The 13,723-nt window shown below is 67.7% G+C and carries 10 protein-coding genes; 1 reads left to right on the top strand and 9 read right to left on the bottom strand.

What is annotated here, in order from left to right:
• Positions 1–45 precede the first annotated feature (45 nt).
• Positions 46–705, bottom strand: coding sequence for a TetR/AcrR family transcriptional regulator (locus AC3FOF_RS04505; RefSeq protein WP_488725923.1), 660 nt, complete (start codon positions 703–705; stop codon positions 46–48).
• A 255-nt stretch (positions 706–960) separates the two neighbouring features.
• On the opposite strand from AC3FOF_RS04505, the gene AC3FOF_RS04500 reads away from it, so the two are divergent.
• Positions 961–1,404, top strand: coding sequence for a VOC family protein (locus AC3FOF_RS04500; RefSeq protein ID WP_017228310.1), 444 nt, complete (start codon positions 961–963; stop codon positions 1,402–1,404).
• Between the two features lie 114 nt (positions 1,405–1,518).
• Here AC3FOF_RS04500 and AC3FOF_RS04495 read toward each other — a convergent pair whose 3' ends face one another.
• From AC3FOF_RS04495 to AC3FOF_RS04460, 8 genes are all read right to left on the bottom strand, one after another.
• The gene (locus tag AC3FOF_RS04495; RefSeq protein WP_488725889.1) at positions 1,519–1,728 is read right to left on the bottom strand and encodes a hypothetical protein; all 210 of its coding nucleotides are present in this window, start codon (positions 1,726–1,728) and stop codon (positions 1,519–1,521) included.
• A gap of 97 nt (positions 1,729–1,825) precedes the next feature.
• On the bottom strand, positions 1,826–2,176 hold the full coding sequence (locus AC3FOF_RS04490) for a hypothetical protein (RefSeq protein WP_276267602.1): 351 nt from the start codon (positions 2,174–2,176) through the stop codon (positions 1,826–1,828).
• A gap of 244 nt (positions 2,177–2,420) precedes the next feature.
• The gene (locus AC3FOF_RS04485; protein WP_488725888.1) at positions 2,421–3,401 is read right to left on the bottom strand and encodes a pyridoxal-phosphate dependent enzyme; all 981 of its coding nucleotides are present in this window, start codon (positions 3,399–3,401) and stop codon (positions 2,421–2,423) included.
• A gap of 128 nt (positions 3,402–3,529) precedes the next feature.
• Positions 3,530–4,744, bottom strand: a complete 1,215-nt coding sequence (locus tag AC3FOF_RS04480) for a fimbrial protein (protein ID WP_488725887.1) — start codon at positions 4,742–4,744, stop codon at positions 3,530–3,532.
• Positions 4,745–4,936: 192 nt separating this feature from the next.
• The gene (locus AC3FOF_RS04475) at positions 4,937–7,954 is read right to left on the bottom strand and encodes a two-partner secretion domain-containing protein (RefSeq protein WP_488725886.1); all 3,018 of its coding nucleotides are present in this window, start codon (positions 7,952–7,954) and stop codon (positions 4,937–4,939) included.
• Positions 7,955–8,035: 81 nt separating this feature from the next.
• Complete coding sequence (locus AC3FOF_RS04470; RefSeq protein ID WP_488725885.1) at positions 8,036–9,820, bottom strand: ShlB/FhaC/HecB family hemolysin secretion/activation protein; 1,785 nt, start codon at positions 9,818–9,820, stop codon at positions 8,036–8,038.
• A gap of 107 nt (positions 9,821–9,927) precedes the next feature.
• The gene (locus AC3FOF_RS04465; RefSeq protein WP_488725884.1) at positions 9,928–10,809 is read right to left on the bottom strand and encodes a fimbria/pilus periplasmic chaperone; all 882 of its coding nucleotides are present in this window, start codon (positions 10,807–10,809) and stop codon (positions 9,928–9,930) included.
• The gene (locus AC3FOF_RS04460) at positions 10,806–13,655 is read right to left on the bottom strand and encodes a fimbria/pilus outer membrane usher protein (protein ID WP_488725883.1); all 2,850 of its coding nucleotides are present in this window, start codon (positions 13,653–13,655) and stop codon (positions 10,806–10,808) included. The genes AC3FOF_RS04465 and AC3FOF_RS04460 overlap by 4 nt, the downstream gene beginning before the upstream one ends.
• Positions 13,656–13,723 lie beyond the last annotated feature (68 nt).

Here is a 13,723-nt window from a genome sequence, read left to right as displayed (position 1 = left end):
CGTCCACCTCGTCGCTACCATGGAAGAGCATGGCCCGCGCCGAAGCTACAGGCCTCTTTCCACCATATCCAGCAAGCGTTGCCCGAGCGAGTGCGCCAGGGTGCCATCCAGGCCGCGCAGCGGACCGTCGATCACCAGCATGGACAGCCCATGCACACCGGACCACGCAAGATACTCGGCGCCGGGACGCCGCTCGGCCGGCAATACGCCGGCCGCCGCCATGCGGTCCAGTGCCATCCCGAGCAGTTGGAACGGATTCAGCCCGTTGTCCCCGGCCTTGGCCGGGACCGGCACGCCTTGCAGTTCGTCCGGCACCGAGAACGCCGTGCGGAACAGCCCCGGCTCGGCCAATGCGAAACGCATGTAGCCGGTACCGACCGCGCGCAAGCTGGCGCGCGCGAAATCGGCAGGCGGCGCGGTGTCGTCCAGTTCCGCCAAATCGGCTTCGATGGCCGTTGCCAGCGCCGATAGCGCGGCAAAGCGGACGGCCTGCAGTAGATCCATGCGGCTGGCGAAATGCCGGTACGCGGCGTTTGGCACCACGCCGGCACGCCGGGTGGCCTCGCGCAGCACGACCGCATCCGGGCCGCCGTCGCGCGCAAGGTCCATGCCGGCATCCAGCAATGCGCGCCGCAGGTCGCCATGGCGGTAGGTGCTGCGCGCCGGCGGCCCGGCTGCCAGTGATGCCGCAGCCGACAGGTTCATCCGGTCCGGGTCATCCGGTTCCACTGGCCCGGCCACCCCGGCTGCGGCCTCGATTGCGGCACAGGAAGTGTGCTTGCCCCCTGCCATTACGCCTCCGTGTGGACAGCATCCGTTTTCTTTACTATGGTAGTGGACAGTGTACACAATGTTTCCGCCGGCTCACGGACAGCCGGGGACACACGGCAGCCTGTAGCCCGAAAGCGTTTCAGGAGCCTCAGACTGCCCCCTCAACCCAGAATGCCTGAAGGAGACAAGATGCTAGTCCAGCCTTATTTGTTCTTTGAAGGCCGCTGCGAGGAAGCGGCCGAGTTCTACAAGCGGGCGCTGAACGCCGAAGTGACCATGCTGATGCGCTTCAAGGAGGCGCCGCCGCCGCAATCTCCCCCGCCCGAGGGTGCCTGTGCCCCCGCGGCGGGCACCGAGGAAAAGATCATGCATATGGCCATGCGGATCGGCGAGACCACGGTCATGCTGTCCGATGGCCGGTGCCAGGGCAAGCCCAACTTCCAGGGCTTCTCGCTTTCGGTGACAGCGCCCGATGTCGCTGCCGCAGATCGCATATTCAACGCGCTGGCCGACGGCGGCCAGGTCCTGATGCCGCTTGGCGAAACGTTCTATTCGCCCCGTTTCGGCATGGTCGCCGACCGCTTCGGCGTGTCGTGGATGGTCATTGTGCTGGCTCCGGAAGGACACAAATAGCCGCACGCTTCTCTTCCCGCCTGATGGCTACCACGGCTGCCGGGCGGGTTGTTCTGCGCATTGCCGCGCCCCACTCCCTCCCGACACCCCGGCGCCGTGCGCGGGGCCGCCAACTCAGTTCGCCTTGCTGTCGGCGCCAGGCGCCGAAGCCGCCTGATCGTTCTTCAGCGCGCAGGGCGTCTGCGCCTGCGTCTTTGCCTGCGCCTGCTTTTGCGCGCGTGCGCGCTCGATGACGGTCCAGTCCGGACCGGCGAATGCAGGCACCGAGGAAGCAAGCGCCGTGACGCTCAACAGCGCCAGCGCGATTTTTTTCGTGGAAATCATGGGAGAGGTGTAACTGGATGGCGTTGCGTGGTGAAGCGGGAGATCTGCCGGCCCGGCCACGGGCGAGGGAACCCGAGGCCAGGCCGGCGGAGCAGGATCAGGCGTTGGCCTGGCTGTCCGTTTGCGCGCCATGCGCGGGAGGCGCCGACACACCGGTCAGGTCACGGCCGGCGAGGTCCAGCGTGGAACCCGCTGCGCCATGCGCGCCGTCCGAGAACGGGTCGCGGCGGTCGTTGACGCGTGCGCCGTCGGTGAACGGGCTGCGCGGGTCGCCGATGCGGGCGCCGTCGGTGAACGGGTCGCGCTTGCCGTTGTGCAGGTTGTAGCCGTATTTGTCGCCGGCGTTGGTGCTATCTTTCGGACCCGTTGCATTGGCTTGGGAGGAGGCCAGTACGCAGAGGCCGAAGGCTGCTGCGGAAACAAGGGTCGTGAAGAGCTTCTTATTCATGATTGCTGCTTTCTTTCCAGAATGGGGCGGCACTTTCCACTTGCAGTGGAGCGGGATAGGCGGATCTGCGTCCCGCATGTCGTCTGTTTCGCCTTTTATCTGCACCGGCGCCGTGAAGCGCGGTACAGGTTCACAGTGTAGTCACCGCGAACCATTCCTGTGATGAATTAAACGTCTGGTTTTCAGTCGGAATTTTCACTTCCGATTTCCGCGGCGGCATGCGCTGGACGTGCCCCCCGCAGCATCAGGATGCGCGGTCCCAGGCCTGCAACTGTTCCACGGTCGCGCCCACGCCGCCGCAAACGATGACCAGCACATCCGATGCCGGCGGCGCCACGGCCGGCGCCTGCTCCAGCGCGGCCAGCGCCGCGCCGCACGCCGGCTCCACCACGATCCGGTGCTCCGCCAGGAAGCGCAGGCTCGCGCCCACGGCTGCCTTGTCCGAGACCACCTGGCTGACGATCGGATGCCGCCTGGACCACGCCACCGCCTGGTCGCAAGGCCGCCGCGCCCCCAGCGAAGTGGCGATGCTGGTGACGGCCGGCAGATCCACCGGCACACCGGCCGCCAGCGACGCGGCGTAGCACGCCGCGCCAACCGTCTCGGCCGCGATCACGGGCACGTCGCCCCAGCCGTTCCGGTGCAGCCCGGCAAGAACGCCGCACAGCAGGCCGCCGCCCCCCACCGACAGCACCACCGCGCCTGGCTTGACGCCGGCGGCGGCAACCTCGTCGATCATGGTCGCGTGGCCTTCCCACAGCAGGGGATCGTCGAAGGGATGGACGAAGGCATGGTCCGGCTTCACCAGCGAGAGCGCGTAGTCGTTCGCCTCGCTCCACGCGCGCCCGTGCACGACGAGTTCCGCGCCTTCCAGCGCGATGCGCTCGCGCGCGGCGGCCGATGTGGTTTCCGGCACGACCACCGTCACCGGCACGCCGAGAAGGCGCCCGCTATAGGCCACGGCGATGCCGGCATTGCCGCCGGAAGAGCAGACCAGGTGCTTTGCGCCGCGCTCCTTGTAGGTCCGGCAGGCGTGGCCGATGCCGCGCGCCTTGAACGAGCCCGGCGGCTGGAGCGCTTCCATCTTGAACCACACCGGGCGCCCCAGCCGTGCCGAGTAGGAAGTGGAGCGCAGCAGCGGCGTGACGATGTGCAGGCTCCCATGGGGAAGGTCGCGCGATGCCGTGTGCGAAGTGTCTGGGAGAGCGATATCGGCGTTGGCCATGGGGAGCGTCCTGGATTGCGGCGTGAGTGATCCCGCATGGTAGAAGCCGGGCCTCTATGCCGTCAAATGCCTCAAAAGTGGATACCTCATACTTTTCAGGCATAGCCACGGCGCTCTCACCGCGACGGCTAGGGGAAGGTGAATGTGAACTCGGCGGAGCCGCCCGCATAGCCCGCCTTCAGCTCGGCGTCGCTGCCGGTGCGGAGGTATTGCGCCGACAGCGGAAGCTTCGCGCTCCTGCCGGGCTTGTCGAGCGTCATCTCATACTTCCTGGCGGCGCCGGGATCGCCATAGGCGATGCGCTCCCGGGTGCCGTCCTCGCGCGTCATGATGATGCCGAACCCCTGGGCCACGCTTTGTCCGGCCGGCGCGCTGAGCCGCAATACCGTCTTGTCCGCGTTGGGGGGCGAGGCCTTGTCCCGGAAGCTGATCATGGGCTTGGCGTTGACCGCGCAATTGCTCAGGGCGATTTCGAAGTGCTTCGGCGGCGAAGTGTCGCCGAGCGCCTTGAACTGGCTGAGGGGAACGCGCCCCAGATCGACCGGAATGATCTGGTTGGCCACCACGTCGCATTTTTTCGGGATCACTGGCGGAGGGCCGCCGATGATATTGATGATGCCCGTGCTGTCGAAGGTAAGGAACCCTCGGCATCCCTGGCCCGAGTTGGGCACGACAAACGTACTGCCCAGGCTCACCCCGGCCGATGTCGGAAAGTCCACCGTGTAGATCCTCACCTGGAGGCCGCCGCCGATACTGGTCACCTTGATCTCGCCCGGGCCGAGCGTGTTCGGGTCCCGGGTCAGGATCAGAAACTGCTTGTAGCTTGTGACGGCGGCTCCCGGCCCTGCCGGGCCATTGGTGTCATAGTAGACATCCATCTTCTTGACAGCGAGCGGGTCGGTCTGCTTGGTGAGGGGCCGATTGACACCGTCCGGCGATAGCGCTTCCCACTTGAAACCGATGCCGTCAATATTCGTTGGGGCAACGCCGTCGGCGCCGATGGCAGGCCCAAACCCCACCACCCAGTGTGCGCCTGTGACCAGTTCGTGGGCTTCAGTCGTCGTGATAGGTGAGAAAGAGGTAGTCATTGAGAAGCGCCGTTCCATCAGCACCGTGCCAATGGCCGTACTGCTGGTCAAGGGATTGACCACAGTCCAGGGCATGATTTCCTGCGCATTGGGGTGCGTGCAGCTGATGGCCATGGCGTTTTTCAATGCTGCCCGGGCACTACCGCTTGCCAGCCCCAGCAATAGCAATAGCATGGCAAGGGACAGGCACGCGGATTGGCGTGCCCCCCGGGCAATCGCCGACCGCCCTGCGCCTGGCAATTCATTCATCGTCATACCGTTCTCCATATCCCCATGCATTCCCAATCTTTCGAGATGGTGTAACGAGGCCCTGATACCCCGGCCCCGATTGGCCCCGCCACCTGCGCGTCTCTTCCCTTGTGCTCCATTGCCCGGCAGGATGCCCTGGCATGCCGCAACACGGCATGCCAGGGCCTGTCGGTCAGGCCGGAGGAACGCCGGGGCGCCTTACTGGATGACGCCGTAGTTGAGGCCGGCCAGCGGCACCAGGGCGGCAGAGCCGGAAACGTTGTTGCCATCCATCAGGCCGAAGTTCACGCCGACCAGGCCGCCATAGACGTGGCCATAGTTCGGTATGAAGCCGAGCCTGCTGCTCGTGCTCGAGTACTTGACCTCGCCCATGTTCAGGCCAACCAGGCCGCCCATCGTCGCATAGCTGCCGCCGCTCACCATGCCGGAGGACGACGAAGCGCGGATTACGCCCTGGTTCTGCCCAACCAGGCCGCCCACCACGCTGCGGCTTTCCCCCTTGACGTTGCCGCTGGCCGTGCCCGACACGATCGCGTGGTCGCCGCCGGCGACATTGGTGCCGACCAGGCCGCCGACAAAGCTGTTCGCACCGGCATAGACCTCGCCGCTGGCTTCCACCGCCACCAGGTCGCCGCCGTTGTAGCCGACCAGGCCACCGGTGTGGCTGTTGGCGCCGCCGGCGGTCCTGCCCCGCGCCACCGAACCCTGGATGGTGCCGCTGTAGTTGCTGCCGACCAGGCCGCCCACGCGGTTGTTGCTGCCGCCGATCACGGCGCCGGTGGCTTCGGCGCCGAGGATGGTGCCGCCGTCGTTGCTGCCGGCCAGGCCGCCCACATCGATGCCGGCATAATCCGTGACAACGCCGCTGGCCTTGACATTGGTCAGGCTGCCGTTCCTGTTCTGGCCCACCAGGCCGCCGATCGCCACGGCGCCGTTGCCGTTCACGCGGCCGCTGGCGTAGGCATCGGCAATGCGGCCGCCGGCGTCGTTGAGGCCAACCAGGCCGCCGACGATGGCATTGCCGGCGGCGCCGGTGTTGCCGGTGGAGAAGACGCGCTCGATCACGCCGCCGTGGTTGTAGCCCACCAGGCCGCCTACGTTCAGGCCGCCATAGTAGGTGCCGACGGGGCCGCGGCTGGACGAATCAGCAATATAGCTTTTGTCCCCGGTGTTCAGCCCGACCAGGCCGCCCACGCCGCCCATGGCGGTGCGCTGCATATAGCCCGAGAGCTGGACGTCCGTCGTGCTGCGGGTCACGCGGCCCGCGTTCTCGCCTACCAGGCCGCCGAGCGACTGGAGCAGGCTGTTGCCGCTCAGATTGGTGAGGCTCACCGAGGCGCGGTCGATGGTGGCGCCTTCAAGGTTGCGGCCCACCAGGCCGCCCATCACATGGGCGCCCCCGGTGTTGCTGCTGAGGCGTATACCAGTGGCAGTGACGTTGGAGATGGTGCCGGCGTTCTGCCCGACCAGCCCGCCGATCGCCGCGGCGCCGACGCTACCCGACGTTGCGTTGACCGACAGGTTGGCCAGGGCGAGGTTGCCGATGCGGCCCGACGATGCCGCGAACAGGCCGGAGAAAAGCCCGGTGCTGGTCACCGAGAGGTTGCTCATGGTGTTGCCCAGGCCGTCGAAGATGCCGGAGAACGTGCCGTAGTCGCCGCCGATCGACCTCAGGCTGCCGCCGTTGATCCGGTTGCCCAGCACATAGTAGCCGCCCAGATTGTCGTTGATGGCCTGCAACTGCGCGAGGTTCTGGATCACGTTATAGGCAAAGCCGTTCGACCTGTACGACGCGCCCGTCCCGGACAGCGTGACCACCGCGCCGTTGTTCAGGTTCAGCGCGCCGCCATGGTTCAGCGCCAGGCTGTTGCCGGCCCCGCTGAGCGTGACCTTGTCGTTCAGGTTGATATCGCTGGCGGCGTCCATGGCCACGCCGGCGTTGACGCCGGTGGCGGTCAGCGCGCCGTTCACGTTGATGTCGCCAGCCGAGGCCAGGGTCAGCCGGTTGCCGCTGTTCCAGGTGATGGGCGCGTTGACCGAGAGATTGCCGACGGTGCTGGCCAGTTCGATATTGGTGGTGCCCAGGTTGCGCGAGAGCGTGTCGCCAAGCAGGGTGCTCGCGCCGCCGGCGGCGGTCTGGTTGACGTTGACATCCAGCGCGCTGAGCTTCCAGGTGCCGGTCTGCCCGTTGTTGGCCTGGGTATTGACCTGGGTGCCCAGATGCACCTGCACGTCGGCGCCCCGGGTCTCGATGGTGCCGCCATTGCCGGGGCCGGTCATGGCGCTGGCGTTCAGGCTGCCGCCCACGCGCACCACGCCGGCGCCGCCGCCGTCCAGCGTGATCCTGCCGGCATTGCCCTGCAGGGTCTTGGCCTCGATCACGCCCCTATTGTTCACCACGGCGTGCTGCACGCTGCCGGCCGCCTGGGCCGTCATCAGCACCTGGCCGCCGTCCGCCTTGAGCAGGCCGCCGTTTTCCACCATTGCGCCCACCACGCCGCCGTTTACCCGCAGGTTGAGCAGGTTGCCGGCGTCGAAGCTCACGGTGAAGTCATTGCCGGCGCCCAGCGCCACCCGGCCCATCCTGGCCTCGATCAGGCCGGTGTTGCTGACCGTCCTGCCCAGCAGCGCCACGCTGCCGCCCGGCCCGGCGGTGATCCGGCCGGCATTGTTTACGAACGAGCCCCCGCCGCCGGCAAAGCGGTAGTTCCCGCTGTTGAAATCCGCGTTGCTGATGTCCGCCGTCGAGGCCACCAGGCCACCCACGTTGACCTGGGCAGTGTTCCCGAACACGATCCCGTTGGGGTTGACCAGGAACACGCGGCCGTTGGCATCGATCTGGCCCTGGATATCGCTGGCGCCCCCGTTGAGGACGCGGTTGAGCGCAACCGAATTGCTGCCGGGCTGGTTGAAAATGACCCTCTCTCTGCCGCCAACGTTAAAAGTGCTCCAGTTGATGATCAGCTTGTCGCTCGACTGGTTGATCGACATGCCCTGGTTGTTGTTGAAGAGCGCGATGTTGCCGCTGCCCGCCACGATCTCTTGGCCTGTCGGCAATGCATGCGCCGGCGCCAGCGCCCCCAGCCCCAGCAGCGCCACGGCGGCGGCAATCACGCGCCGGGCGCCGGCCGACTTGCCGCGGCGGCGAGTCCCTTCGCTGGCGACGTTCCAGCATTCCTGGGCCTGGTTCCAGACCAGTGCGTAGCTCTTGTTCATATTGACCTCATTCCACGTTATATAAAAAACTGCTGGGATCCCGGCAGCACGGGTACTGCACCGACACGGCTCACGGCGCGCTCAGAAGTACTGCGCGCCCTGAACCCAGAACCTGGGGCTGCGCACCGGCCCCCCGCTTTGATCGCGCTGGCCCACGGGCCAGGCCAGCGCCAGGCTGATCTGATGCCCCTGCCCCACCCAGGCGCCACCGACGCCCGCGCCCGTCAGCCGGCGCGTGTTGCGCTCCCTGGTCCAGGGCTGCTTGTTGATATCCACCACGCTCTTGTCCACGAAGGCGCTCAGTTGCCAGCCGGGCGCCACCGCGTAGCGCAGCTCCAGGCTGGCCTGCCAGCCCTGGTCGCCGCTGCCTGCGCCCAGCGCATAGGCGCGCACGCCATTGGGCCCGCCCATGCCGAACTTCTCCGAACCGTCGAGGTTGCCGGCGGCCCATTGCGCATTGACCTGGGCATAGAGCTGCAAGCGGTTGCCCAGCTGCTGCAGGCGCGCCGCGTTCAGGTTCAGCTTGCTGAAGCTGCCGCCGGCCCGCGCGCTGATCCGGTCGATGAGTTCCGTCAGCGGATCGCCGATGCGCAGCCGTCCCGTGCTGTAGCTCGCCGAGAACACGGTCTGCCCGCCACCGAACAAGCTGTCCTGGCTGTTGCCGTTCACGCCGGCGGTCCACAGTCCCACGCGCTTGCTCACGCTGGTTTCGAACAGATCCATCTCGTCGCGCAGCCGCTTGTCGTCGTATTGCAGTTGCGCGCTCAGGTTGAAGGCACGGCTGCGCAGCAGCGGCTGCGCGACGAAAACGCTGCGGATGCCGGCGCGGCCGTGTGCTTTCAGCACCGAGAAATCCTTGCCGAGGTGATAGCCCATCTCGGAGTACGACACGCCCACGCGCGTGGACCAGGGCCCGACCGGCAACTGGTAGCCGGCGCGGTAGTAGCGCTGCCGCTTGTCGCTGCCGAGCACGCGCAGGTTCAACTGGTCTCCCAGCCGCAACGGGTTGTTGAGGTAGACGCTGCCGCCCAGGCGGTATTCGCCGGTGTAGAAGCCGCCGTAGTTGTCCGCCTCCACGCTGCCGCCGGCCAGCGGACCGGGCTCCGCCTCTATCAGCAGGTCGGTGGTACCGGGCTCCGAGCCAGCCTGCAGGGTGCCTTTGATCCCGATGCCGGGCATGTCGTTCAGCAGCAGCAGGCGGCTCTCCAGCTCCCCGCCATGGACCGCCGCGCCGCTCTTGAGCCGCGACAGGGGCTGGCGCAGCACGCCGTCGAACACACGCGACCCGTTCTGCAAGGCGATCTGTCCATACCTGCCTTCCACGACTTCGAGCCGGACCATGCCGTCCTCGATATCCTGCTGCGGCAGGAAGGCGCGCGCCAGCAGATAGCCATGCTCGTGGTAATACGCCGTGATGCGGTCCGCCGCCGCGCGCAGGCCGGCAAGGTCCTGTTCGCTGCCGTTCAGGTCGGCCAGCAGGGGCAGCAATTGCGCCGGGTCGAATACCTGGTTCCCGTCGATGCGAAAGCCCCGCACCTTCAGGCGTATCCCCGGCGCCTCGGGCGCGGCCGGCGCGGCGCGATCGTCCGCTTTAGGCAAATCCAGCTCCAGGCCGGACGGCGCGGGCAATTCCGGACGCACGGTCTCCAGATCGCGCATGGTCTGTCCGGCCCTGGGCACATTCGGCACATTCGGCACGCCAGGCACCTGCGCCTGCCCCGCTGCCGGCAGCAGCAGCATCAGGCCGACGCCGCAGGCGCGCAGCGCCGCGCCGCGCCGCACGGCCCGCCCGGCAACGGCCGGGCAAACTCGTACATCGGCATCGACAAAGGTTTCGCCGCCGCCCGTCATTTGATTTCTTTCCATCGCCATCACATGTATTTCACGGCCGGCCCATGCGATGCGCATGCGCCGCCCACAACCTGGAAAACCCAGGTCTTCCCTCGTAGAAAATGCCGGTCCCCGCGCGGGCGCTACCTTGCCACTGGCGCATTCCCGACAACCAGTTCGCCGCTATCCCTGGCGGCTTCGTAGCGGATCACCGCCTCGTCCCCGGCGCCGCCCTTCAAGCCGCTCAGCGCGATCCGCGTGACGCCGAGCGGCGCGATGGTCTGGCCGTCCAGCGCCACCGACGCGACGCCGCGCCGGATCTCCAGACGCGCCAGCGAGACGTGGTAAGGCGTGGGGTTGGTCGCTACCAGGACGGCACCGCCCTCCTTCCCTTCGGGGCCGAACGCCCATGTCACCCGGCCGGCGGCTTCGTCGGCATTGCCAGGCAAGCCCGCCGGCCGGAACAGCAGCTTCATGCGCGTACGGTAGGAGAGGCGCAGCAGATAGGTGCTGTCCTCGGCCAGCGGCGGCACCTCCAGGAGATTGATCCAGAACACCGACTCGCGATCGCCCGGGAGCGGCTCGCCGGTGTAGCGCAGCCGGAGCACGGTCTTGCGCTCGGGGTCCAGCCTGAGCAGCGGCGGCGACAGGATGAAGGGCACGTTCAGCGTCGCCGGATCGGCATTGGCGTCGCCCTGGTCCAGCCACGCCTGGACCAGGATCGGGCTGGCGCCGGCATTGCGCAGCCTCACGTTCAGCTCCGGCGCATCGGCGGGGTAGATGAAGCGGGTGCCGATGATCGACAGCGCAGCCTGCACCCCGGCCGGCGCCAGGACCAGCAGGAAGGCCAGCGCGAGCACCGCGCCGTGCCATGGCCGGGCGCAATGCGGCCCGCGACGGATCCGGCCCGGGCTGATCGGATCGATCATGCTGCCCGGCCCCCCTTGATCGGGCATGCTGGCCGGATTGAATGGGGCTGCCGCATCGCTGCCGTCCAGCACCGCTGCGGGCACGTTCAACCTCACGGACGCCCCGCCAGCTTCTTGCTGTTCACGCCACCGTCCGGCAGCGGACGGCACTCCAGATCCAGCATCTCGTAACCGCTGCGTTTGCCCTCGGCGCGCGCCGGCAGGGTGTAGTCGATCGCGCAGCGCTCTTCGGGCTTCCTGCCCCATTCGACGCGGATCGTGCCGCTGTCCTTTTCGCTGCGCACCACCAGGCGGCTGCCCTGGCCCACGGCGCCGATCGCCATGCCGCTTTCGGCATCGATGGCGGCGGCGGCGAAAGGCAGCAGCTCGCCGTTGGGCATACGGCTGTTGATGAGTACGGGGCGGGCCCTGCGCGTTTCGTAGGTGAGCATCACCACCGCGCCGGCGCGCGGCGCAACGCTGCGCGAAGTCACTTTCAGCTCGACGTCCTCCGGCATGCCCCTGGGATCGACATCGATGCTGTTCAACTGGTAAGGCGTCAGGCTGGGAACGACCGCGTAGCCGCTCCGGCCCACGCGGGCGCCGCCGTAGCCGACCTGGGCGCCCGGCGCATCCGCCACATGGGCCACGCCGATGGTTTCGCTCAGGGTCTGCGCCATGGAAATGCCGCCCGGGTGCATGACCAGGCCACCCTGCGCGCTGGCCGAAGCCTGGCGATAGCCCTGCCCCTGGCCGATGCTGGCGCCCAGCGTGACCTCGGGCAGGCGGTAGTTGATGCTGGCGTTGCCCGAGGTGGCGTGGCGCCGGTCGTCGTAGGTGCCGGAGAGCGAGTAGGAGCCCTTGCCGCCTTCGTCGAGGCGCCCCGACACGCCGGTGGAGACCTGGGTGCCGGAACGGTCGTCGTGCGTGGCGAAGGTGTTCAGGACGGGAGCGCCGCGCGCCGACTTCCCCAGCGGAATCGACAGGTTGAGGCTGACCAGCGTGCTGTTGGCGCTGCTGGCGCCGCCGAACAGGGCTCCGCCGGACGCCGCGTTCTGCACCCGCTGCACCGACAGGGAATAGGTGTTGCCGCGCCACTGGTTGCTATAGCCCAGCGTGAAGCTGAGCGCCCGGCCGCGCTGGTTCCAGTATTGGAGCGAGGAGCCGTTGAGGTAGATGCTGCCGCCGCTCGCGCCGAGCTGCTGGCTGATGTTGGCATCCACCCTGCTGCGCATGCGCGCAAAGGAATCGGTGGTTGCGCCGCGTTCGACTGCATCATGCAGCATCAGCGCGTCGCGCAGCCCAAGAAAACCGCCCGTGGAATAGCGGTACGCCAGCAGCGAGAAGTTGGTGCCGCTATTGGGCAGGTTCTTGCTGTACGAAACACGGAAGCTGGCGCCGCGCAGGCTGTCGCCGTTCGGCACGGTGGCCCTGGCCCAGGTGACGTCGGCGCCGAAGCCGCCGAAGGACGTGTTGAGCGCCCCGCCCAGCAGCCCGGACATATAGTTGCTGGCGACGGCCACGCCACCGTAGCCGGTCACCATATTGTTGATGCCGTGATGCAGCGTGCCCTGGACGATGTACTGTCCGCTGCCTCGCAGCGACAGATCGCTGGCCTTGCCCGCGGTCACGCTATAGCGCGTGACGCCGGGCCGCAGCAGTTGCACCGTGGTGGCGAAGGGCACCACGAAAACACGCGCGGCGCCATTGGCCTCCGTCACGGTGACCTGCAGGTCGCCGCCGTAGCTGGCCACCTGCAGGTCATCGATCTCGAACGGCCCCGGCGCCACGGTGGTCTCGTAGACCAGGTAGCCGCGCTGATGGACCGAAACCCTGGCGTTCGAGCTGGCGGTGCCGCGCACCACCGGCGCGTAGTAGCGCTGCGCTTCGGGCAGCATGCGGTCGTCGCTGAAGATCTGCGCGCCGCGAAAGGAAACCGCATCGAACAGCTCGCCGCTGGTCGAACTCTCGCCAACCAGCAGTTGCGAGCGCAGCGCGGGCAGATCGGTCTGCGCGTAGATGTAGCCGCGCTGGTAGCGGCTGCCGCTCTGCGGCGACCACGTGAGCGCGCCGTTGTGGCGCAGGCGCAGCGGCCCCAGATTCGCCCCCAGGTTCAGGCCCGCATAGGCCTGGGTGGCGTTGCGTCCCTGGCTCTCGGTGGTGAATATATTGGTGTTGTAGTTGAGCAGCATGGCCGGGACGCCACTGTCCCAACTCTGCGGATCGACATAGTTCTTCGACGTGGTCAGCCGCAGGTAGTATTGCGGCACGGAGAGATAGACCCGCTGCTCCGCCTGGTCGAACTTGAGCTCGGCGCCGGGCACATAGCGCCCGATATCGTCGCAGACCAGCCCCTGCGGCAGCGGGTTGGGCGGCCTATCGGGATCCTGGCCACGTGCGCTCCTGGCCAGGTCGACACCCGCCCGCACGAGCAGATCGCGGTCATAGCAGGCCTGCGCGCTTTCCTTGCCCGCAACCGGCCTGAACTCCATGTCCTCGGTGCCGCGCCAGTTGCCGTTGACGTGCAGTTCAACGCGATACCTGCCCGGCGCGACGATATCGGGCCGCTCGAAGCGGCTGGTGTCGATCGTGAGGCCTTCGGGGCCCTGCGCCAGCATGTAGGAGTCGAAGACCACCCGCTTGCTGTCCAGGGCGGCCAGCAGCTTCGGCTCAGGCTCGCTGCCGGGCGACGGGGCATGCTCCGCGCCGCGCTCCTGCGCCGGCTTGTTTTCCTGCGCCAGGCTCTCGCCGATCTGCGCGCCGATATCGATGGACTGGCGCGATCCCGAGCCCTGCCCCGCCACCGCGGTTGCCGCGGCCCACGCCACCGGCGACATCGCGAGCGCCGCCACGGCGCCGATCAGGCGTGGCGCAAGGCGCTCCAGCCGGGAAGCCGGCGCCAAGGCCACAACGTTGCCGCCGGGCGGGCCAGGGCGTCGAACAAGGCGTACTGAGGATTGCATATACCGACGGTTGTCCTATCTGCGGAAGCTGGAAGCCGCCGTACCGGCAGCACGGCGGGAGGAGTCGG

Source organism: Cupriavidus sp. 96C5-1 (genome assembly GCF_057798855.1).
Note: the sequence above shows the minus strand (reverse complement) of the source record. Positions and strands in the feature narration are given on the sequence as shown.